The organism is Robertmurraya korlensis NBRC 107688 (assembly GCF_001591645.1).
Lineage (GTDB): Bacteria > Bacillota > Bacilli > Bacillales > Cytobacillaceae > Robertmurraya_A.
The window spans coordinates 22277-45203 of the sequence record NZ_BCVH01000013.1 but is presented as its reverse complement, the minus strand read 5'-3'; the positions used below and the strand labels follow the sequence as shown (position 1 = coordinate 45203).

The 22927-nt window shown below is 39.7% G+C and carries 18 protein-coding genes; 15 read left to right on the top strand and 3 right to left on the bottom strand.

What is annotated here, in order from left to right:
- The first annotated feature begins 220 nt into the window (after window positions 1-220).
- The 12 genes from nirB (BKO01S_RS16365) to BKO01S_RS16310 all read left to right on the top strand — a co-directional run bounded on the left by nirB (BKO01S_RS16365) (window position 221) and on the right by BKO01S_RS16310 (window position 15844).
- Complete coding sequence (gene nirB / locus BKO01S_RS16365; RefSeq protein WP_066056470.1) at window positions 221-2584, top strand: nitrite reductase large subunit NirB; 2364 nt, start codon at window positions 221-223, stop codon at window positions 2582-2584.
- A 56-nt stretch (window positions 2585-2640) separates the two neighbouring features.
- Window positions 2641-4785 carry an assimilatory nitrate reductase catalytic subunit NasC gene (gene nasC / locus BKO01S_RS16360; protein WP_066056466.1) on the top strand — a complete coding sequence of 715 codons (2145 nt, stop codon included), beginning with the start codon at window positions 2641-2643 and terminating at the stop codon, window positions 4783-4785.
- A 146-nt stretch (window positions 4786-4931) separates the two neighbouring features.
- Window positions 4932-7346: a nitrite reductase large subunit NirB gene (nirB, locus tag BKO01S_RS16355; RefSeq protein ID WP_066056463.1), complete on the top strand. Its 2415-nt coding sequence runs from the start codon at window positions 4932-4934 to the stop codon at window positions 7344-7346.
- Window positions 7347-7375: 29 nt separating this feature from the next.
- Window positions 7376-7699, top strand: coding sequence for a nitrite reductase small subunit NirD (gene nirD, locus BKO01S_RS16350; protein WP_066056460.1), 324 nt, complete (start codon window positions 7376-7378; stop codon window positions 7697-7699).
- A 291-nt stretch (window positions 7700-7990) separates the two neighbouring features.
- Entirely contained in the window at window positions 7991-8848 is an 858-nt protein-coding gene (locus BKO01S_RS16345) for a MurR/RpiR family transcriptional regulator (protein WP_066056457.1), read from the top strand.
- Window positions 8849-8881: 33 nt separating this feature from the next.
- Window positions 8882-10270, top strand: a complete 1389-nt coding sequence (locus BKO01S_RS16340; RefSeq protein WP_066056453.1) for a YjiH family protein — start codon at window positions 8882-8884, stop codon at window positions 10268-10270.
- Window positions 10271-10291: 21 nt separating this feature from the next.
- Window positions 10292-11422, top strand: coding sequence for an amidohydrolase (locus BKO01S_RS16335; RefSeq protein WP_066056451.1), 1131 nt, complete (start codon window positions 10292-10294; stop codon window positions 11420-11422).
- A gap of 27 nt (window positions 11423-11449) precedes the next feature.
- Window positions 11450-12235 (top strand): GNAT family N-acetyltransferase, encoded by a 786-nt coding sequence (locus tag BKO01S_RS16330; protein WP_066056448.1) that lies wholly within the window; start codon window positions 11450-11452, stop codon window positions 12233-12235.
- A 15-nt stretch (window positions 12236-12250) separates the two neighbouring features.
- Entirely contained in the window at window positions 12251-13360 is a 1110-nt protein-coding gene (menC, locus tag BKO01S_RS16325) for an o-succinylbenzoate synthase (RefSeq protein ID WP_066056445.1), read from the top strand.
- A 104-nt stretch (window positions 13361-13464) separates the two neighbouring features.
- Entirely contained in the window at window positions 13465-13656 is a 192-nt protein-coding gene (locus BKO01S_RS16320) for a YwbE family protein (protein WP_066056442.1), read from the top strand.
- Between the two features lie 101 nt (window positions 13657-13757).
- Complete coding sequence (locus BKO01S_RS16315; protein ID WP_066056439.1) at window positions 13758-14741, top strand: DUF3231 family protein; 984 nt, start codon at window positions 13758-13760, stop codon at window positions 14739-14741.
- Window positions 14742-14842: 101 nt separating this feature from the next.
- Complete coding sequence (locus BKO01S_RS16310) at window positions 14843-15844, top strand: LLM class flavin-dependent oxidoreductase (protein WP_066056436.1); 1002 nt, start codon at window positions 14843-14845, stop codon at window positions 15842-15844.
- Window positions 15845-15922: 78 nt separating this feature from the next.
- Here BKO01S_RS16310 and BKO01S_RS16305 read toward each other — a convergent pair whose 3' ends face one another.
- Window positions 15923-16423, bottom strand: a complete 501-nt coding sequence (locus tag BKO01S_RS16305; RefSeq protein WP_066056642.1) for a spore coat protein — start codon at window positions 16421-16423, stop codon at window positions 15923-15925.
- A gap of 212 nt (window positions 16424-16635) precedes the next feature.
- Between BKO01S_RS16305 and BKO01S_RS16300 the strand changes: the two genes are divergently transcribed.
- From BKO01S_RS16300 to BKO01S_RS16290, 3 genes are all read left to right on the top strand, one after another.
- Window positions 16636-17271, top strand: coding sequence for a GerMN domain-containing protein (locus tag BKO01S_RS16300; protein ID WP_066056433.1), 636 nt, complete (start codon window positions 16636-16638; stop codon window positions 17269-17271).
- A 126-nt stretch (window positions 17272-17397) separates the two neighbouring features.
- Window positions 17398-18327, top strand: coding sequence for a glutaminase A (glsA, locus tag BKO01S_RS16295; RefSeq protein ID WP_066056431.1), 930 nt, complete (start codon window positions 17398-17400; stop codon window positions 18325-18327).
- A 194-nt stretch (window positions 18328-18521) separates the two neighbouring features.
- Window positions 18522-20240 carry a methyl-accepting chemotaxis protein gene (locus BKO01S_RS16290; protein WP_066056428.1) on the top strand — a complete coding sequence of 573 codons (1719 nt, stop codon included), beginning with the start codon at window positions 18522-18524 and terminating at the stop codon, window positions 20238-20240.
- A gap of 40 nt (window positions 20241-20280) precedes the next feature.
- Here the strand turns inward: BKO01S_RS16290 and BKO01S_RS16285 are convergent, their stop codons facing one another.
- Together BKO01S_RS16285 and BKO01S_RS16280 are read right to left on the bottom strand one after the other, a co-directional pair.
- The gene (locus BKO01S_RS16285) at window positions 20281-21531 is read right to left on the bottom strand and encodes an MFS transporter (RefSeq protein ID WP_066056425.1); all 1251 of its coding nucleotides are present in this window, start codon (window positions 21529-21531) and stop codon (window positions 20281-20283) included.
- An 83-nt stretch (window positions 21532-21614) separates the two neighbouring features.
- A complete protein-coding gene (locus BKO01S_RS16280; protein ID WP_066056422.1) occupies window positions 21615-22901 on the bottom strand; it encodes an alkaline phosphatase family protein in 1287 nt (428 codons plus the stop codon).
- Between the last annotated feature and the right edge of the window lie 26 nt (window positions 22902-22927).

Sequence of the window (22927 nt, the reverse complement as noted above, 5' to 3'; positions counted from 1 at the left end):
AGCGAATGATCTTCGAATTTACTTCGTTATTCGAAAAATGAGTATACCGTAAGAGTGCATAAAAATACCCCTTTTTTAATCGGCTTTTATAGTAAATACCACCCAAATAGTACATATCGTGTTAGAAAATGTAACAGGTTAAATTCCATTTCAGTAGATGTATGAAATAATAAAACGAAATTTATTAAACATCCATCTACTGTTTGTTGGGGGTTATTACATGAAAAAGCAAAAGTTAGTTATGGTTGGGAATGGAATGGCAGGAGTTCGTTGCATAGAGGAAATCCTTAAAAATGATCCAGACCGATTTGAGATTACGGTAGTTGGGAGCGAACCACATCCAAACTATAACCGAATCCTTCTTTCTTCCGTACTGCAAGGAACAACAAAGCTTGAAGAGATAACCATCAATCATTTTCATTGGTATGAGCAGTATCAGATTCAACTTTTTACGGGAGAAACGGTTATTTCAATTGATCACATGAGTCAAATAGTTAGGACAGATAAAGGTCGTAGCTTATCCTACGATCGATTGATATTGGCAACTGGTTCTGTTCCCTTTGTACTTCCCTTGCCCGGAGTGGAGAAGGAAGGTGTCATTTCTTTTCGGACAATTGAGGATTGTCAAAAGATGCAGGAAACAGCAAAAAATCATAAAAAGGCAGTTGTCATTGGGGGAGGATTGTTAGGGTTAGAAGCAGCAAGGGGGCTTTTACACCTTGGCATGGAGGTGCATGTTGTTCATATTAGTAGATTCTTAATGGAGAGACAGCTTGATGAAACGGCTGCAAAGATGCTACAAGCTGAACTTGAAAAGCAAGGTATGAAGTTTTTATTAGAAAAACAAACAGAAGAAATTATAGGTGGCAGGCGTATTGAGGGACTCCGGTTTTCGGATGGAACATCGGTTGAAGCCGACCTTCTTGTAATGGCTGTTGGTGTAAGACCCAATGTTCGTTTGGCGAAAGAAAGTGGGATTACAGTCAATCGTGCGATTGTCGTAAATGACTTTATGGAGACGAGTATCCCTAATATTTTTGCAGTAGGAGAATGTGTGGAACACCGAGGAATGGTTTATGGCCTAGTGAAACCACTTTACGAGCAAGCTGAAGTTTTAGCAAAACATATTTGTGGAGTAGAGGGACATGGGTATGAGGGCACGGTGTTAGCCACTCAATTAAAAATATCGGGTGTTGATGTGTATTCAATTGGTGCTTTTCAAGAGGATCCTACAAAGAAGTCAATTAAAATACACGACGAAGTGGAAGGTACTTATAAAAGGCTTGTATTTCAAGAGGAGAAAATGATTGGGGCCGTTTTATTTGGAGATACAAGTGACCGGCTGAAATTACAAAATATGATACTGAAAAAGCAAGACGTATCTGATGTTGAAAAAGTTACTATTTTTCAATCAAGTGGTTCGAAAACAGCAGTTTCCTCCATGGCAGTAACTGAAATCATTTGTAATTGTAATGGGGTTTCCAAAGGTGCAATTATTGAGGCTGTTCAAAACCATGGTTGTTCTACTGTAGACGAAGTGAAGGCTTGTACAAAGGCATCCGGGTCTTGCGGAGGTTGTAAACCGCTTGTTGCAGAGCTAGTATCTTATATTCATGATGACGAATTTGACGAAGTGAAGATGGAGAAACCTGCGATGTGTCATTGTACATCGTTAACAGAGGATGAGGTTGTGCATGAGATGCAGGTGCTAAATTTATCCTCTGTTAATGAAGTGATGCTAGCTTTGAACTGGAAACATAAAGAGGGTTGTTCCAAGTGTGTTCCAGCTTTGACGTATTACTTAAGTATGATTAATCCGGAGTATGAGAATGTCCAAGAAACGTTATTTGTAAATGAGCGAATGAATGCCACATTACAGAAGGATGGTTCGTATTTTGTCGTTCCACAAATGTATGGGGGCATGACGAATGCACATGAGTTACGAAAAATTGCAGACGTGGCGGACAAATATGGAGTGTCCAACCTAGCAATTACTAGTGAGCAGAGAATTCATTTAATGGGCCTAAAAAAAGAAGAGTTATCAAAGGTATGGAACGATTTAAATATGCCGTTAAGTGCCACATACGGAAATCGAGTTCAAAATGTAAAAACCTGTATTGGCGAGCATATTTGCCAATGCGACAAACACAAGGCACTTCAACTATCGGCAGCTCTAGAAAAGAAACTTGAGTATCTCATCACTCCGTATCGAGTGAAAATAGGTGTTTCTGCTTGCTTGCATAATGGCGCAGGTTCGACAACAAAGGATATCGGAATGATTGGTACAAAGCGTGGCTGGGAAATGTATGTGGGAGGAAGCAGTGGTAGAAGTGTAAGAGGAGGTCAATTATTTACGGTAGCAGAAACGGAAGAAGAGGCGATTCACTTGATTTCAGGGTTTGTCCAGTACTACCGAGAGACTGCCAACTACTCGGAAAGAACATGGGAATGGGTGGATCGAGTGAGCCTCTTGCATGTGAGAGAAGTGCTTTTTGATTTTGATCTTCGTCAGCAGTTATTAGAACGGCTAGATACGGACTCTTTAGTGATAAAGGGGTCTAAGGATATTGCCTTTTTAAAGTAAGTACCGTAAAAAGCAACGTAATGTAGCTAAGAGTATAAAGGATTGAGGGTGATGATGTGACAGAAATGCTATTAAAATATTTTCGTACGAAGCAAAATCACGTAGAGTCGGAGAAAACATATGACTCACAATGTCCATTCTGCAGCATGCAATGCAAGATGCAGTTAATAGAGCAATCCATTGTTACACGAAAGAAATATACAACTATTGGATTAGATAATCCCACTACACAGGGACGATTATGTGTGAAGGGAATCAATGCCCATCAGCACATCTTCCATAAAGACCGATTAAAGTACCCATTGATAAAAGTAAACGGGGAATTTGTTCGAGCAACGTGGGAAGAGGCACTGAAAGTCATTAAGGAAAATATTGAGTCCATTCAAGAACGTAATGGGAAAAACGCTATGTCCGTGTATGGAAGTGCGTCCATTACAAACGAAGAAGCATATTTGCTTGGAAAGTTTGCTCGTGTCGGGCTGGAGACAAAGTACATCGATTACAATGGTAGGCTTTGCATGTCATCAGCTGCATCGGCTGCTACACAAACCTTTGGGATGGATCGAGGATTTACAAATAGCATAGGGGAAATCCCTTCTTCTCGCTGTATTATTCTTGCGGGAACAAACATTGCTGAATGCCAACCGACCATTATGCCTTATTTTGAAAAAGCAAAGGAAAACGGTGCTTATATTATTGCGATTGACCCTCGAGAAACGGCAACAACGAAACTAGCAGACTTGCATATTAAGATTAAGCCTGGAACTGATGCTGCTTTTGCTAATGGAGTACTAAAGGTCATTATCGAGGAGCAGCTTTATAACGAAAGCTTTATTTCGGAAAGAGTTAGTGGATTTGAAGAAGTGAAGGAGAATGTGACCTCAATGAGCTTTGAGGAAATTGAATCCATGACAGGTGTCCCAATCGAACAGATTCGTAGGGTTGCTCACCGGTTCGCGAAAGAAGAGACTGGAATGATATTTACGGCACGTGGAGTAGAGCAGCAGACAGACGGCTCCGCAGCAGTTAGGAACTTCCTAAATATTATACTCTCGGTTGGGAAAATTGGAAAAGTAGGCTGTGGGTATGGAGCGATTACTGGGCAGGGCAATGGCCAAGGAGCAAGAGAGCACGGTCAAAAGGCCGATCAGCTTCCGGGATATCGTTTAATTGAAAATGAAGAGCATCGAGCCTATATTGCGAAAGTGTGGGGAGTGAACAAAGAGGAGCTGCCGAGAAAAGGTGTTTCTGCTTATGAGATGTTTGAAAAAATTCATGACGGTGATATATCAGGGATGCTTTTAATGTGTTCTAACCCAATTGTGTCTAATCCAAATGCAAAGTTTGTTGAGGAGGCATTGAAAAAACTTTCCTTTCTCGTTGTGGTTGATTTATTTGTATCGGAAACTGCCCAATTAGCAGATGTGATTCTACCGGCTTCTTCTTACTTAGAGGATGAAGGGACAATGACCAATGTAGAGGGGAGAGTAACGTTAAGGGAGGCTAGTTATCCATGTCCAGAAGAAGTAAAGCACGATTGGCAAATACTTTGTGAAATTGCACATGTACTTGGGAAAGGAAAGTATTTTCCATTTAAATCAGCTGAGGACATTTTTAACGAACTAAGGGTAGCTAGTAAAGGTGGTCTTGCCGATTATTATGGCGTGACCTATGAGAGATTAAGAGCGGAAAAGGGACTGTTATGGCCATGCCCAACTTTGGAACATAAAGGAACGGTCCGGCTATTTGAAAATTCGTTTGCTCATTCTGATGGAAGGGCGAAAATGGTCTCTGTTTCCAATGTACCACTCGTTTCAAAGGATAAGGTAAGTGAGGAGTTTCCGCTATATTTAACAACAGGACGGGTGGTGTCTCATTATTTAACGGGCGTTCAAACACGTAAAAGTGCTGCATTAGCAGCAAGAAATGTTGAATCGCATGTAGAAATCCATCCTATCACAGCTTTGAAATATGGAATCCAAGATGAAACTCTCGTTAAGATTTCGTCTAGAAGAGGAAGTATTGTTGTAAGGAGTAAGTGGTCGGAAAGCATTCGTCAAGACACTCTGTTTGTCCCTTTTCATTGGGCCAATTCACAAAATGTTAATTTCCTTGTTGGAAGCGAATTGGATCCAACGTGTCGAATGCCTGGATTTAAATTAAGTGCAGTAAAAATAAGCACAGCCATGGATGTTGTATGACGAAAATTACAGGAAATATAACTGTTCAATATTCGGAAAATTCGGTATACGAAGTAAAAAGCGTGTGAGGTAATCTAACATGTTAAACAATTTTACAAGAGTCATGTGTTACAGTTTAAGAAACTTTCTTGGGGAGGCGCGTTAATTTGGCAAAGAAAAAACTCGTTCTTGTTGGTAACGGAATGGCAGGAGTCAGAACCATAGAAGAAATTTTAAAGCTTACAAAGGACCAATTTGAAATTACGATTTTCGGTAGTGAGCCGCATCCGAATTATAATAGAATCCTACTTTCAAAGGTTTTACAAGGAGACACAGAGGTCGCTGATATTACGCTCAATGATTGGAGCTGGTATGAAGACAATGACATTCAGCTTTATACAGATGAAACAGTAGTTAAGGTTGATTCCGACCGAAAAGTAGTCGTAACAGATGCTGGGAGAGTAGAACCCTACGATGAGGTGATTGTTGCCACCGGTTCTGTTCCATTCATTCTTCCTATTCCAGGTGCAGACAAGGATGGAGTTACAGCCTTCCGAGATATTAAGGACACAGAAATCATGCTAAAGGCCTCCAAGAAATATAAAAAAGCGGCTGTAATTGGTGGAGGGTTGTTAGGACTCGAAGCGGCAAGAGGGCTTCTAAACTTAGGGATGGAGGTTAGTGTTATCCATCTTGCTCCGTATTTAATGGAGCGTCAGCTCGATCCAATGGCAGGAAAAATGCTGCAAACAGAATTAGAAAAGCAGGGAATGACGTTTTTATTAGAAAAACAAACGCAGGAGATTTATGGAGAAGAGCGTGTCGAAGGATTGCGTTTTAGTGACGGTACCGAGATCGAAGCGGATCTTGTTGTTATGGCGGTTGGTATCAAACCAAATATTTCACTTGCTGTGGAAAGTGGGATAGAGGTTAATCGAGGAATTGTCGTTAACGATTATATGCAAACAAATATTCCTAGCGTCTATGCTGTTGGGGAATGTGCAGAACATAACGGAATTCCATACGGACTAGTAGCTCCTCTATATGAGCAAGGGAAGGTGTTAGCAAAGACGATTTGCGGAGCTAAGACTGATCCATATAAAGGTTCGGTACTTTATACTCAGTTGAAGGTATCTGGGGTGGAGGTATTCTCTGCAGGCGATTTCATGGAAGGCGACGATAAAAAGGCTGTTAAGGTTTTTGACGAGCAAGACAGCTATTATAAAAAGCTCGTCCTACGTGGAAATCAAATTGTTGGTGCCGTTCTATTCGGAGATAGCAGTGATGGAAATCGATTAGTTTCTATGATCCAAAAGCAGGCTGACATATCAGACACAATGAAGGTTTCCCTGCTGCAGCCAACCGGTCAAGAAGCAGGTGCCAGTCTTGTAGCAACAATGACGGATGATGAGATCATTTGCGGATGTAATGGAGTCTCAAAAGGAGCCATCGTCTCTGCCATACAAACACAAGGCTGCTCATCTGTTGATGAAATTAAAGCCTGTACGAGTGCATCCCGTTCTTGTGGTGGGTGTAAACCACTTGTTGCAGAGGTTCTTCAGCTTACATTAGGTTCCTCCTTTGATACTAAGCAGCAAAAGGAAGCGATTTGCGGATGTACCACTCTTTCTCGTGATGAAGTGGTAGAAGAAATAAGAGCAAAAGGTTTGACTCATGTGAAAGAAGTCATGTTTGTTCTAGATTGGAAAACCGAAGAGGGTTGCTCGAAATGTCGTCCAGCTCTTAACTACTATCTAGGGATGGTCAACCCAACCGGCTATGAGGATGAGAAGGAATCAAGGTTCGTTAATGAGCGGATGCATGCAAACATTCAAAAGGATGGGACGTATTCGGTCGTTCCTAGAATGTATGGTGGAGTGACCAATGCGAATGACTTAAGACGGATTGCAGATGTGGTCGATAAGTATGAGATCCCACTAGTAAAGGTGACAGGAGGACAACGAATCGACTTATTCGGGGTAAAGAAGGATGATCTTCCAAAGGTGTGGGAGGATCTTGATATGCCATCAGGCTTCGCTTACGGAAAATCACTTCGTACCGTTAAAACATGCGTAGGAGAACAATTCTGTCGCTTCGGTACACAAGATTCCATGGGGCTTGGAATTCAATTGGAAAAGAAATATGAAGGTCTTCAAACACCACATAAGGTGAAAATGGCTGTTTCTGCTTGCCCAAGAAGCTGTGCTGAATCAGGGTTTAAGGATATTGGATACATCGGCATTGACGGGGGCTGGGAACTTTATATTGGAGGAAATGGTGGCACCCATGTGCGTGGTGGAGATCTTCTTTACAAGGTAAAGACAGAGGAAGAGGTCATCGAAATTACATCCGCTTACCTTCAATATTACCGAGAAACAGCGAATTATTTAGAAAGAACATCTGCTTGGGTGGAACGGGTTGGTTTAGAACATGTCCGTGAGGTATTAGATGATAAAGAAAAGCGTAAGGAACTAAGTGCTCGCATGGATAAAGCCTTATCCGTAATCGAGGATCCTTGGAAGGCCATTATCGAGAACAAAAAGCTGAAAAAGGAATTGTTTGAAACAGTGGTCACGTCGTAATACAACGATCAAAGGAGGAGATCTTCCCAATGGTTAATAAAAACATCAGTAAGGTATTAATTAGCTCCCTTCAAGAGCTGCCAGAGCGCTTAGGGAAAACATTTCACGTAGGAAACATGGAGGTTGCAGTATTTAAGCTTTCCAACGGAACGGTTCGAGCAATAGAAAATCGTTGTCCTCATAAGGGTGGCGTATTAAGCGAAGGAATTGTCAGTGGTGATTCAGTCTTCTGTCCAATGCATGATTGGAAGATATGCTTAGAGGATGGCTTGGTTCAGGCTCCGGATACAGGCTGCGTTAAAACTTATTCTACGGTAGTTGAAGGAGAAGACGTGTTTCTTCTTATTGAATAGGAATCATATGCATACAAAGAAAGGGGTTCTCGATGTTGCTCTAAGGGTAACGGAGGATTCCTTTTCTTTTTGTTTGAATATTTATTAGGATATATAAATAAATACACAAATTTATCTTGAAAAATAATCAATTTATGCATTATAATTCAGTGGGTAGTAAGAAATATGCATCAAAAGTTCGTGTTATTTTAAAAATTCGGAAAATTATACTTGAACATGAAGTATTTTCTGCTTTAAAATTATAAAAGGAAGTTTTTCCTTCACCAAATCTAAGAAGGTGACGAGACGAGTATGGAACAAAAGACGGTAACACAAATCATTAAAGGAAGCTTCTCAGCATTATCTTCAGGTCAAAAGAAAGTAGCCGAATTCTTGTTAGAGCACTTGGATGAAGGATCGTTACTTACCGCTTTCCAAATTGGACGAAAGGTTGGCGTTAGTGAAACAACCGTCATTCGTCTAGCGTATGCGTTAGGATTTAGTGGATATTCTGAGATGCAAGAAACCATTCGGAGAGAATGGCTAACACATGTTCAGCCAGGAAAAAGCGAAGGAAGGCCTTCAAGTGCAGATGAATTAGAAGAAAATCAAATGTTTCATCAAATCATTGAGAAGGAGAGCCAAGTTCTTAAACAATTACTGAACCAGTTGGAAATAGAACAAATATGGCGTGTGGTGGATGTGCTTCATCAAGCAAAGCGAATTTTTATCGCTGGATTTGGTAGCTCACATGCTGCTGCCTACTGGTTGTATTACGCACTAAAGCAACAGAGAGGAAATGTGTTTCTCTCTAGCCCAAGTGGCTATTTGCCTGAAGAAATATGTGAACTTGATGAGCAGTCGACCGTTCTTATTTTTTCTTATCCTCGTTACCGAAGAGAATCACTTAAGCTAGCAAACTATGCAAACAATCAAAAAGCAACCTTAGTCGCAGTTACAGATCGGCAGCTTTCACCTATTGGCCAGCTCGCACAATTGACATTAACGACAGAGGAGCATTTAGAATCGAGTCATCATTCAATTGCTTCGGTAATAGGTTTGCTTGAGGTGATTATCTCTGGAATGAACAAGAAGAATACAGAAAATACTAGTCACCGTCAGAAGAAATTAGAGCAGTTATATTCCGAACAAAATATTTTTTTAGAATGAAAAAATCATTATTTAAGAGGAGGTTTACCCTTTATGACTAATGCTTCAAATGTTAGAACAGCAAGAGAGGAAGCTTCTCCGAAATCCTTCTCTCTTCAAGATTATTTGAAATTTATCTTACCATCCCTGATTGGTATTTTGCTCTTTATTATTCCTATTTCAAATGGTGAAGGAATAACGATTCCAGTTGCATTCCTAGCCAGCCAATTAAATAACCTTTTTGTTGATCAAATCCCAGCTTTTGCAACCGGTGTCATTATCCTATCTGTCTTAGGTTCACTTATTGCTGTAATTGCCAAGCCGCGATTTATTATCGAAAATGAATTTCTAAATAAATTATTAAATGTAAGCAAATTATGGTTAATTGCACGTGTTTTAGGGTCAATTTTTACAGTGATCGCACTAACGAAAGTAGGACCAGAATTTATTTTCTCTGAGAATACAGGAGGAATGCTGCTATATAGCCTGCTTCCGATTCTACTAACCACATTTTTACTAGCAGGATTCTTATTGCCGCTTCTTTTAAACTTTGGTTTGCTAGAGTTCTTTGGAGCATTGACAATGAAGATTATGCGTCCGATTTTCAAGCTACCTGGACGATCATCTCTTGACTGCTTAGCATCATGGGTAGGGGATGGGACAATCGGCGTCCTTCTAACAACAAAGCAATATGAAGAAGGCTATTATACAAAAAGAGAAGCAGCGGTTATAGCTACAACTTTCTCAGTTGTATCGATTACTTTTACAATTGTTGTGATTCAGTACTTAAATCTAGATAAATACTTTCTTCATTACTACGCAACGATCGTTATTGCTGGTTTAGCAGCAGCGATAATCATGCCGCGAATTCCTCCACTGTCTAGAAAATCAGACACAGGCTATGAGCATGCCAAGTTAGTGAAGGAAACGAGTATTCCAGCCGGGACATCATACGCTAAATGGGGATTAGTACAAGCGGTAAGTAAAGCGAAGACAAATACAAGTGTAAAAGCAACATTTAAAGAGGGACTTCAAAATGTATTAGATATGTGGATGGGTGTACTACCAATAGTAATGGCTATTGGAGTTACCGCTTTAGTAATCGCCGAATTCACTCCGGTATTCACCATTTTAGGAAAACCATTTGAGCCAATCTTAGCTTTAATGCAAATTCCAGAAGCTGACCAGGCAGCTCAAACGATGGTTGTTGGATTTGCAGATATGTTTTTACCAGCAATTATCGGAAGTGGAATTGAAAGTGAATTAACACGTTTTGTCATTGCATGTGTCTCCGTTACACAGTTAATTTACCTATCTGAAATGGGCGGTTTATTGCTAGGATCCAAGCTACCTGTTAGCTTTAAAGATTTAGTACTAATCTTCTTAATTCGTACGTCCATTACTTTACCGATTGTTGCCATTGCAGCACATATTATTTTTTAACAAGAAGGGTTTTGACAACAAATGGTTCTTTTAGAAAACTATATAGATACAGAGCGAAAACAAATCTTAGATACGTATAAAGACCTTCACGAGCTTGCTGAGCCGAGCTGGAAGGAAGAAAAAACCTCTCTGTATGTAAGGAGAAAGCTAGAAGTAGCAGGATTTGATGTCCAAACTTTTCATGGTCATTATGGGTTGATTGCTGAAATTAAGGGAGAAAGTAATGAGGTAATTGCGATCCGTGCTGACATGGATGCGCTCTTACAGGAGATTGATGGTGTCGTACAAGCAAATCACTCATGCGGCCATGATGGCCATAGTACGATGGTGTTATATGCGGCACTCGCACTTGCTAAAATAAAGCATCGGCATACCATTCGCTTTATCTTTCAGCCCGCAGAGGAAAAGGCAGAGGGTGCTTTAAAAATGATTGAAGAGGGCGCTCTAAGCAATGTGAAATTTCTTTGTGGAATCCATTTACGCCCTGCATTCGAGGTTGCTAATGGCATGGCAGCTCCAGTAATCCTGCACGGTGCATCAAGCTGTATTAGAGGCACGATTAAAGGGACACCTGCACATGCTGCGAGACCAGAGGAAGGCAATAATCCGATTGAGGCTGCGGCCCTTTTGGTCCAAGCTTTTCAAAAGATTCGTTTAGAAACCGACGTACCATACTCGATTAAAATGACTGAGCTTCATTGTGGTGAGGCATCGAACCTCATCCCAGAAACAGCCCGATTTACCGTTGATCTTCGCGCAAAGTCGAATGAAGCCATGATGTTGCTTATAGAAGAGGCACAACAAACCATTCAATCTATTGAGGAAGGGACAAATACGAAGATTGAGTTCCAGCAGGATAGTTATTCTCCAGCTGCAGTGAGGAACGAATCTGCTGTAAAGCTTGCGGAAGAAGCAATTAAATCTGTTCTGGGAGAGGAATGTCTCGTACCAATGTGCGACTCTCCTGGAGCAGAAGACTTTCACTTCTACACGTTAAAACAACCCGAAATGGTTGCGACTATGATTGGATTAGGATGCGGTTTGGAACCAGGCTTACATCATCCAAAGATGAAATTTGACAATACGGCATTATTATATGGCACAAAAATATTAACAAGGCTTTTATTGGAAGCAGATAAACAGACTTGGTAACCTCTCCGATGAAGGAGGAGAATACATTTGAAAGACGAAGTGAACATTCGAGATCTTCAAAGTGTCATAGAGCTAGAAAAGGTACGTGAATTAGAGGCGCTTATTTGGAGCTTAGAAGATTCAATACCGGTAAACCAAACCGTGGCCGCTGTGAAAAATGGCGGCTTCGTTCTTGGTGCTTTTCTCGATGAGAAGCTAATTGGTTTCCAGTATAGCTTCCCAGGGTTTGATGGTGCGAAAGGGTATCTATGCTCTCACAGCCTAGGGATTCATCCTGATTATCGAACATTCGGAGTTGGGGAGAAATTGAAATGGGCTCAGAAGGAAACGGCGCTTCTGAAAGGCTATGATTTAATCACATGGACCTATGACCCCCTTGAAACAGTGAATGCGAATTTAAATTTACATAAGCTTGGTGGCGTATGTTCTACGTATAAGAAAGATGTATACGGGGAGATGAATGATGGGCTGAACACAGGCCTTGCAACGGACCGTTTTCTAATAGAGTGGCGACTAAAGTCCGAGAGTGTGAAAACGGAATTCGTCCGGGACGCCCAGCACGTAATTAGAACAGATCAATTCAATGGAAACTTAGCTCCAATGGAAAGCAACTTGAGCTTATCTCAGGACGTACTTTATGTATCCGTACCTGGGAATTTTCAGACGATTAAAATAGAAGACTTTGCACTTGCTAAAAAGTGGAGAGAGACCACTCGGAAGGCGTTTATGCACTATTTTAATAAAGGATACACTGCGACTGATTTACGGAAGGAAAAAGAAAATCACTACTACTACGTCTTACAAAAGCTATAGCAAGGGGAATGTGAAATGGAAGTAAAGAGCATCATTTTGAGGCATGTAAAAATGAATCTGTTGACTCCGTTTACTACGAGTGTTGGTACGGAAGTGGATAAGGATTTCATTATCGTGGAAGTACAGTCGAAAAGTGGTTTATCAGGATGGGCAGAGTCTGTTTCAATTATTGAGCCGATCTATAACGAAGAAACGGTAAAAACCAATTGGCATATCATGAGTGATTTTCTCATCCCCTTATTATTAAAAGAACCCATTTCGCATCCAGATGAAGTGTCTGAGCGATTTCAATTTATCCGTGGCAATAATAATGCGAAGGCAGCATTAGAGTGTGCCGTCTGGGATTTATACGCTAGAGAGAATAATCTTTCCTTATCAAAAGCGCTTGGTGGAGTGAAGGATCGGATTGAAGTGGGTGTAAGTGTAGGGATACAAAAGTCAGAAGCGGCGATGCTTAAGCAAATTGAAGAGTACGTAAAAGAAGGGTATAAGCGTATTAAAGTAAAAATAAAGCCTGCTTGGGATATTCATATATTAAAATCTATTCGCCGTGAATTTCCAAGTATTCCTTTAATGGCTGATGCCAATTGTGCCTATACATTAAAGGATATCAATCACCTTCAAGCATTAGATGAATTCAATTTAATGATGATCGAACAGCCGCTTGCCTGTGACGACATCATTGATCACGCATCGCTACAAGCGAAGCTTTCCACTCCCATCTGTTTAGACGAAAGTATCCACTCCGCTGAAGATGCCAGAAAAGCGATTCAGCTTGGAAGTTGTAAAATTATTAATTTAAAAATTGGCCGTGTGGGCGGGCTCACAGAGTCAAGGAAAATACACGATTTATGTGTGAAAAATGAGATCCCCATGTGGTGTGGTGGAATGCTAGAAGCAGGAATTGGGAGAGCACATAATATTGCAATTACATCACTAGCCAACTTTACGCTTCCAGGTGACACAGCCCCTTCCTCGCATTACTGGAAGGAAGATATTATTTCACCGGAAGTAGAAATGAGTGGCGGCTTTATTCGAGTACCAGACGAACCTGGAATTGGGTTTGAACCAAATCTAAAGAAGATTAATCAAGTGACGCTCGAACAAAAAATCTTTCATATATAGTAGAGAGGATATAGACTGCATTGGTCTATATCCTTTTTTAGATTTGGAAAAGTGGTAAAAATAGACGATAATTAATTTTATATCTTGGAAGGGAGCGGAAATAAATGAATTCACAGAAACGAGTAAACATTACTATAGGAAGTCTAGTAAAGGTGGTACAAAAAGCAGATCAGCGATCAGGTAAGTTAACGGAGGGTGTAGTTTCAAAAATACTTACAAATAGCCCTACTCATCCACATGGGATCAAGGTAATGCTAGAAAACGGGGTAGTTGGAAGAGTCAAAGAGATATTATAATTATTAGAAGGATATATTTTTAAAATAAATAGGAATTTTCCTCTCTTCTACGTGCAAAATAATGGAAGAAAAATTATTATTACGTGTGGAGGAAAAGGAAAATGCCTGAAACACCAGCTATGACATCTTCTGAGATTGGTGCACTATGGATTACATATCAACAAAAGACTATGCTTTTTCAAATGCTAGAGTATTTTATCGAAAAAGCTGATGATCATGAAGCGAAAGAAATCATGAGCTCTTTAAAAGAAGAAATACAACTGAATGTAGAACAGATGAAATCAATGTTTCATGCGGAGGGAATTCCAATCCCAATTGGGTTTGTTGCCCAAGATGTAACTAAAGACGCACCAAAGCTATATGAGAATGGTTTTGATATCATGTTTGTCCGTTTAGTAAAGGAAATCAGTTCTGGGATGCACACGATAAACTTAACCATGGTCTATAGGGAAGATATCGTTTTGTTCTTTAGAGAGCTAACGAAGATGACACAGAAGTATTATGACTATTGTACAAAGTATTTATTACATAAAGGACTTTTACCAAGAGCACCGTACGTTTCCATTGAAAAATCAATTGAATTTGTTAAATCTAATAATTATCTCGATGGGGCGAAATTTTTTAGTGAAAAAAGACCACTTAATACAGTGGAAATTGCTCATCTATATCGTGGTGTTGAAACCAATGTGTTAGGAATGAAAATGATTTTTGGCTTTGCTCAGGTGGCAAAAGAGCAAGAGGTGAGGAAGTATTTTAATAAAGGGGGAGAATTAGCAAAAGCAATGATTAAGGACTTTACTGAGGTTCTCCTCCAAAATAATTTACAAGTCCCTACTACAGCGGGAGGAAATACTACAGATTCAACTGTGCCACCGTTTTCGGATAAACTGATGATGTACTGTATCAGCCTTTTTTGTAGCTTTTCCTTAGGTGGGAACTCAATTGGAACCGCCTTTAGCCTAAGGAACGATTTGCCTACAAAGTTAGCTGCTTTTATGAAAGATATATTTGAATATGCTCATGAGGGAGCAAAGATCATGATTCAGAACGGGTGGCTGGAAGAACCACCACAGACGATCAAGTAATATGGTTTGTTTTTTTATTAGTTAATTAATAAAATTTAGTAGGACCGTACTCGAGCAGGGGCCATCCCTGCTCTTTTTCGTACAGAAAAGGGGTGTAAGTCGTGAAATTAAGTATATTGGATCAATCCCCTTTGATTTCGGGGAAATCTCCACAGCAAGCATTACAAGCTTCTATGCAGTTAGCAAGATGGGGAGAAGAGCTAGGGTACACAAGATATTGGATTGCAGAGCATCATGATTTTCCAGGTCTTACGTGCCCTGCACCAGAAGTGATGCTCCCATATATTGGAGCAAACACCTCCACAATTCGGATTGGTGCGGGAGCGATTCTACTTCCTTATTATAAACCCTATAAAGTTGCTGAAAGTTTTAATTTATTAGCCACTCTATTTCCAGGTAGGATTGACCTAGGAATTGGAAGAGCTCCAGGAGGATCGGCTGAAGTAACAGAGGCGTTATCAGGTCAATTTCTACAACAGGTATGGAGAATGCCAGAAAGCTTTGAAGAGCTATTACATTTTTTGCATCATGATTTCCCACAGGAACACTTATATTCAGGTGTAACTGCTTCACCACGACCTATTGTTCCTCCACAGACCTGGTTACTTGGCACAAGTGGTAAGAGTGCAAAGCTAGCAGCGGAAATGGGAACTTCTTATGCATTTGGACATTTTATGAGTGAAAAACCAGGCCCTGATATCATGAAGTCTTATCTAGAAAGCTTTGTGCCAGTTAAACAACCAACATCTGAAACAATCGTTGCTGTCTCAGTAATTTGTGCAGATACTACTGAAATGGCTGAGGACCTGGCTCTATCAGGATATCTTTGGAGAATAAAACATTTAAAAGGGGAAGGAAAAGAAGGAGTTCCCTCTCTAGAAGAGGCAAAAAGCTATCGATACACAGAAGAAGAAATGTTAATGATTGATGATATGAAGAAGAAAATTATTCTTGGAAATCCAGTTAAGGTGAGTGAGGAGCTTCAAAAACTACAGGCTCTGTATCATGCAGATGAAATAATGATTGTAACAATTACTCCTTCGTACGAGGATCGAGAGCAGTCCTATAAGTTAATCGCGAAAGAATGTATTACGAAAAATTAATTCAGTGCTTAGCTAAGTGTATGAATCTATGAAAGAAAGTAAAGCCACCCTGAGTAGGGTGGCTTCGCCTTTCCATGATTAGAAAGACTTTCTTAAGGCTTTATTGGCTAGATTCACATCATTTTGTAAAAGCTTATCAAATTGGTAAGAAGGATATAATCCTTTGCTATACATAAATGAATATACTTTTGCATGTGTGTCAATTGCAGCGTTTAGATGCTGTTTTAGAACGTTACGAAGTGCTGGTGTTGCGGTTTCTGTAATGGCAATCGAATAATTTCTTACGCCGGTCTTAAATAATGCTAGTAAGTCTCCCGCGTAAAAAGGCATTAAATCCTCACGAATCTCTTCGTCCTCACGATTTGCTTTTGGTGCCATCGGATAAAACTTAAGTAGATCTTGAATATTTTTACTCAATCCTTTTATTGCTTCATTATACAAATTCTTTAGAGCAGGGTCAGTGACTTCAGGGAAAGCTTTTTTTAACTTCATAAGTCCAATAGATTGAAAAGCGACCAGTTCGTGAATCTCCAAAGTTTCATGCCAGGCCAAATGCCTAGGTTGTTGTCTCTCTTCCAATTTAGTTCTCCTCCTCAGGGCATAATCCTCTACAACATATTCAGCTATTTTAAAACGGAAGATTGTCTTCTGGAAATATTTAATAAACCTTTGGAATATAAACCCTCCCTGTAAATATGCATAATGAAAAGGGAAAATTTCTATCATCTATAGGTAACCTTCTTTTTTACCGTAATATAATAAAGTAAGACAATTAGTTGGAGGGGGAAAGGGTGAGGAAACTTTTAGGACTATTGCTCATTTCATTTGTTCTACTCATTGGATGTACGAAGAACGATGTTGAAGAAAAGCCTGTGTCACAACCATCAGTGGGAGAGAAGCCAACTAGCAATGATGGGAACGATCAATCTTCTGGGGAAAAGCCAGCAGAGAATCCGGGCCAAGATCAGGATGACGAGAAGCCAGAGGACAATCCAGGTACCACCGATCAAGGAAGTTCAGGTGTGACAAAGGTGAAAATATTCCTGATTGGAATTGACGACAATGGAGCTAGCGGAAAAAAAATCGGTGGAAACGACAGTGCTATACCTGTACTAGTTGATATTGAACCTACAAAGGCACCATTAAAGGCAGCACTTACAAAGCTTTTATCCTTAAATGAGCAAATGTACGGCCAATCAGGGTTTTATCATTCTCTTTATCAATCAAATTTAGAAATTAAAAGTGTCGTGATTGACAATGGTGAAGCGGTTATTGAACTGACAGGTGATCTCAAGCTTGGAGGGGTACTTGATAACCCTCGGGTAAAGGCACAAATTGAAGAAACGGCCCTTCAGTTTGATAGTGTCAAAAGGGTATCAGTATTTATTGATGGGAAAAGGCTAGATGAAGTGTTGTCGCTTAAATGATAAGTATGTTAAAGCTTGGAGCGGGATCTTCAAGCTTTTTTTTGCGTGTGATTCCAAAGTTTACATAAGCGGCTACTTGATAACAAACAATAGAGTGCGGATAATCTAAAAATAGTGGTGATAAAAGTGTTATGTCAATCGAGTGAAGAACTAAAAGCATTGGTCGAAGAAGCTAGAAAATGTACTCATTATGGGAAGGTCGCGGATTATATTCCTGCTTTAGGCAAAGCCAATCGTGATGATCTATCAGTTGCCATTCATTTTCCAGATGGCAGCTGTATATCGGCAGGAAATATTGAAAAGAAAATTAGTCTACAAAGTATTTCAAAGGTAATTAGTCTAGCACTTGTTTTAATGGATCATGGGTCTGATTATGTTTTTGAACGAGTGGGTATGGAGCCAACGGGAGACCCTTTTAATTCTATTGCAAAGCTAGAAACGATGGCAGTAGCAAAGCCACTGAATCCAATGATTAACGCAGGAGCCCTTGTTGTCACCCATATGATTAAGGGTGATTCCATTGATGAACGATTTGGTCGTTTGCTAGCATTTGTTCAACAATTAACTAATGACACGGAAGTAAGCTATTGTGAAGACGTAGCTAGTTCAGAGTTTAAGACCGCTGATTTAAACCGCGCACTTAGCTTTTTTATAAAACAGCATGGAATTATCAATGAAGATGTGGAACAATTAATGAACTTGTATACAAAGCAATGCGCAATCGAAATGAATGCCTTGGATTTAGCCAGAATGGGAGTAGTGTTTGCTATGGATGGTAAAGACCCCACAAGCGGGCAACAACTCATGCCTAAAGAAGTAGCAAGAATTTGTAAGACCTTTATGGTGACATGTGGAATGTATAATGCATCGGGTGAATTTGCGATAAAGATAGGAATTCCTGCTAAAAGTGGAGTTTCTGGTGGGATTATGGGGGCTGTTCCAGAACGATTCGGCATTGGTATTTTTGGACCGGCTCTAGACGATAAAGGGAATAGCATTGCTGGAATTAAATTATTGGAATTGTTATCAAAAAATTATGAGCTAAGTATGTTCTAAGAATGACAATAAGCACTGGGTAGCAAGGAAAAATTCAAGAATATATCTATTTGAATAGTGTCTTCTAAAAAGTGGGGAGAAATACCCCGCTTTTCTTTTTGTTCATACTTTTTTCATACTTCCTTTTTAATATGGAAACATCCTTTAGTTAGAATGACCTATATGAAAAAAAGTTGCGGAAGGAAGAAAGACCAATGAAACTATTGAAAAATCTGAAATTTGGACGGAAAATTGCTGTTCTTACAGTTAGCTTTTTTATTTTTCTTATTATAAGTGGAGTAACATCCCTTGTTCAAATCTCAGAAGTGAACTCGAATATTCAAAAGCTAAATAATGAAAATCTAGTCCCCATCGTCAAGCTTGAGTCCATCAAATCGGATATTGAATACATACGAACTCTAGCAAATTCACTTAAGGATGCTGGAGAAGATGAGGAAGAGGTACAATCCATTCAAGATGAGGCCACCGAACAAATTTCCAGTACAAATGAAAACATAAAGGAGTATGAGAATAATAGTAAATATAATGAATTTATATCTAGCTACACTGAGTATATAGAGGCCATGACAGCTTTCCTCGAGAGTAATGGGGTAGGTAGCCTGCAGATGGAAACGGAGATAAATGAGGGACCTCCTCAGGAAATGTTGTTGCTAGATTCAACAAAAGCGGAAGCAGTCAGTGCACTTGATAAGATTATTGATATACAAATAAAACAAGCTGAAAGTACGTTTAACGAGAGTGAGACAGTATACAAGACCACCCTAGTAATTACGATTTCTGTAATCGTGATAGCGATTGCTACAACCTTGTTGCTTTCTATTTTTATTGCTAGATCGATTAGTATTCCTGCAAGAAGAGTAACATCTAAACTCAAGGAAATTTCTGAAAGTAATGGGGATCTTACCGCAAGAATCGGTTACGAAAGTAAAGATGAAATTGGTGAGTTAAGCAACAGTTTTGATACCTTTGTAGAAAAACTTCAAAATATCATAAAAGAAGTAGCTGGATCGGCTGAAACTATTTCAGAATCAAGTGATCAATTAACTGATGCAACAAGTGAAACGACAAAGTCATTTGAGCAAATCTCTTTTACCGTTTCAGAAATTGCATCTGGAACTTCACAAAGTGCGGCAGTAATGGAGGAAACGACGGGTACCTTGATTGAAATGGCAAACTTCTCTAGTCGCACTTCAAAGGCTACGAAACAAACTGCAGATAATACTAAGTTGGTACATGAGGCGGCTTTAAATGGCTCAAAAAAGATAACGGAAGTCGTAGCTTCTATTTCGGATATCGCTGCATCCTCCAAGGACGTAACTGGAGTAATTAGTGAGTTGAATACATCATCGAATAAGATTGGTGATTTTATCCAAATTATTACAGGGATTTCTGCTCAAACTAATTTACTGGCATTGAATGCTGCGATTGAAGCTGCGCGTGCAGGAGAGGCGGGAAAAGGTTTCAGTGTTGTTGCTGATGAGATTCGTAAGCTTGCCGATAAAAGCAATCGTGCAGCCCTGCAAATCTCAGATTTAGTCCAGGAAAATCAAGTGAAAACCTCATCTGCGGTTACGTCTGTTTTAGAAGTAGAAGAGTTGGTAACAGCTGGGGTAGAGAAATCGAATGAAGTATCGGAGGCCATCCAACATATCATTTCTCATATTCAAGAGATATTAAGTGAAATTAACCAAATTGATGAGGCAGCCGAAAAACAAGCGTTATCAACCAATGAAATGGAAGTAGCAATGAGCAATTTGGCTCAGACAGCAGGGGAAACGGCGGCTGGTACAGACCAAATTCGGACAAGTATCTCAGAACAACTTGCCACGATGACCAATATTGAAGGAACAACGGAACAGTTGTCTAAAATGGCAAAAAACCTACGTGAATTAACTGCAGGTTTCAAGATTTAATCATATGACAAAACCCACCGATATGGTGGGTTTTGTTGGTTTAAGAAGTCTTTGGTTCCGGAACTTTTGTTAATATTACGAGACCGATAATAAATAGGATAACGAGACTGAATACTCCGCTACTAGTATGTCCTGTTACTTGAGCCGTTGCCGCCACAAGCAGAGGACCCATAATGGATGCGAATTTACCAAAGATATTGTAAAATCCAAAGAATTCATTAGAGCGTTCCTTTGGTACAAGCTTTGCAAAGTAGGATCGACTTAAGGCTTGGATACCTCCTTGAGACGAGGCAACAAGCATGGCAAGAATCCAAAAATCAGTGGCTGTCTCAAGAAAGAACGCATAAATACAAACAATAATATAAACAAAAATTCCAACGTAGAGCATTTTTTTCTCCGTGAATTTTTCAGCAAGCTTTCCGTACAAAATCGCAAAGGGAGCAGCGACAACTTGGGTAACAAATAATACAATTAATAGTGTTGTAGAACCAATCCCTAGATCGGTTCCATATGCTGTTGACATCGTAATAATGGTCCCTACACCATCAATGTAAAAGAAATATGCTAGTAAAAATAAAAATAATGCCCGATATTTTTTAATTTCCTTAAAGGTTTCAGCTAGCCTTTTGAAGCTGCTTGTGACTGGCTTAGGGTCCCGTGGGATGTAATAGATTTGATGTACATTTTTAAAAATTGGTATAGAAAATAATCCCCACCAAAGTGCAGTTATGATAAATGATATTTGACTAGCGGAAGTAGTTGAGATGGGAATGATTTTTGATTGTGCCAGCATGATAACAGCAATACTGATAATAAAAGGAATCGTACTTCCGATATAACCGAGACTAAACCCACGTGCGGACACACGACTCATGCGGTCCTCTGTGGAAACATCTACTAAAAAGGCATCATAAAATACATTGGATCCCGATGAACCGATTACGGCTATAGTGTAAAAGATTAAGAGCCATAGCCATTGATCACTCGGCACAAAGGCTAATGCTGCAGTCATTGAAATCCCTAATGCAACAAAGAAGGAAAAGAACTTTTTCTTAAAGCCTTGATAATCAGCGATAGTACCTAATATGGGAGCTAGTAGAGCAAGAATGGATGTAGCAATTGCAATTGTATAGCCTAAATAGGCAGTCGAGTCGGCTGCATCAACTCCAGAGTTGGTCGCTGCTGCCTTATAAAACAGTGGAAAGACAGCGGTAGAAATAATGATTGAATAAGCAGAGCTTGCCCAATCATACATGATCCAGCTTTTCTCTTCTTTCTTAAAGCGCTTCATAAGATCCCCCCTAATAATGGTACATTCATTTTTACATATAAATCACTTTGTAGATTGGGTTTATCTCTTTTTTAACAGTTAATTTACAGAATTAATATTTCCTCTACCACTCTACCATCAACTTTCCCTAGGTCGAGGCCGAGAAGACGAGCAAGAGTTGGACCTTCATCAATTAGGTGCATAGACGGGAGGACGTGACCTGATTGGATTCCTTTCCCACTCGCAATGAAGAGCGTATCGTAGTCTTTCTTTTCTGGTGAATACCCATGGCAAGCTTTAGTATACTTTTTCGATGCAACATCTTTTTGAGTAATTTCATCGATAAAAGTACCTTCAACTGATTCATGGAAGTAATAATCTCTTGCTGCTTCTATCATTAGACTGCAATTCGGATCTGCTCCGAATCGTGAAGCTTCTTCTGAAGACCATATGGCTTCTATTTCAGAACGAGTAAGTAATTGACGAACCATTTTTATCGTCCTAGGATCATGATTCTTAATATAAATATATGCAGAACCATCACAGCTTTTGCAGTATGCCTTCCAGTCGATTACTTTATTATTTTTTCCAACGTTAAGAAGGCCGTGTTCATGAAAAAGCACGTTAGGCTTTAACACCTTCGACTCATCTATGGCACTGTGGTCCCCTATTGCAATAATAGTAGATTTTTGTTCAATGCCTGCTAACTTAACGGCATCCATTATTCGTCCAAGTCGATTGTCATGACGTTTTATTGCAGCAATTGCTTCCTGTGAGGAAAACCCAGTTTCATGCCGCTTTGTATCAAGATCAGTAAAGTGAACGAGTAATAAGTTAGGCTTTTTCATACGAATGGTTTCAACAGCGGCTTCAAGAACAAAGTCATCAAGCTCAGGCTGAGAAAGCCCCTTTCTGATATGACCGAATTTCTTGTTCATCTCAAGCTGGTATAGTGAGCTTCCATTCACTAAAGATACAGGGATTTGGTGATGCCACCGACGATTGGCAAAGATCTCTGGCATATTGTAATCAATATTTGCTTTTGCTGTAACAGGCCATAGGAGAGCAGCGGTGCTCATCCCTTGTTGCTTTGCTTCGTCATACAAGGTCGTTCCTTGAATATCTCTTCTATACCAGTACCAATCTGGAGAGACTTTGCCAGGCTGCAACAAGGTGTTATTAATAATTCCATGATTTTTTGGTAGTTTTCCCGTTACGATCGTAGCGTGACAGGGATAGGTAACAGAGGGATAAATCGTCTTTACATTTTTACAGTACGAGCTATTTATTAATAGTTTTCGAAAATTCGGAAGTGTTTCTAGTGTTGGAAAATCTAATCCTGACAAGCAGTCGAAGGAAATAACAATTAAATGATCAGTCAAAGGTCCCATAGATGCCCTCCGTTATATAATTTAAA

What these genes read in the sequence shown, in the direction of transcription:
- nirB (WP_066056470.1), top strand. Translation starts at nt 221, where the DNA reads ATGAAAAAGCAAAAGTTAGTTATGGTTGGGAATGGAATGGCAGGAGTT.
- nirD (WP_066056460.1), top strand. Translation starts at nt 7,376, where the DNA reads ATGGTTAATAAAAACATCAGTAAGGTATTAATTAGCTCCCTTCAAGAG.
- BKO01S_RS16345 (WP_066056457.1), top strand. Translation starts at nt 7,991, where the DNA reads ATGGAACAAAAGACGGTAACACAAATCATTAAAGGAAGCTTCTCAGCA.
- BKO01S_RS16340 (WP_066056453.1), top strand. Translation starts at nt 8,882, where the DNA reads ATGACTAATGCTTCAAATGTTAGAACAGCAAGAGAGGAAGCTTCTCCG.
- BKO01S_RS16335 (WP_066056451.1), top strand. Translation starts at nt 10,292, where the DNA reads ATGGTTCTTTTAGAAAACTATATAGATACAGAGCGAAAACAAATCTTA.
- menC (WP_066056445.1), top strand. Translation starts at nt 12,251, where the DNA reads ATGGAAGTAAAGAGCATCATTTTGAGGCATGTAAAAATGAATCTGTTG.
- BKO01S_RS16320 (WP_066056442.1), top strand. Translation starts at nt 13,465, where the DNA reads ATGAATTCACAGAAACGAGTAAACATTACTATAGGAAGTCTAGTAAAG.
- BKO01S_RS16315 (WP_066056439.1), top strand. Translation starts at nt 13,758, where the DNA reads ATGCCTGAAACACCAGCTATGACATCTTCTGAGATTGGTGCACTATGG.
- BKO01S_RS16290 (WP_066056428.1), top strand. Translation starts at nt 18,522, where the DNA reads ATGAAACTATTGAAAAATCTGAAATTTGGACGGAAAATTGCTGTTCTT.
- BKO01S_RS16285 (WP_066056425.1), bottom strand. Translation starts at nt 21,531, where the DNA reads ATGAAGCGCTTTAAGAAAGAAGAGAAAAGCTGGATCATGTATGATTGG.
- BKO01S_RS16280 (WP_066056422.1), bottom strand. Translation starts at nt 22,901, where the DNA reads ATGGGACCTTTGACTGATCATTTAATTGTTATTTCCTTCGACTGCTTG.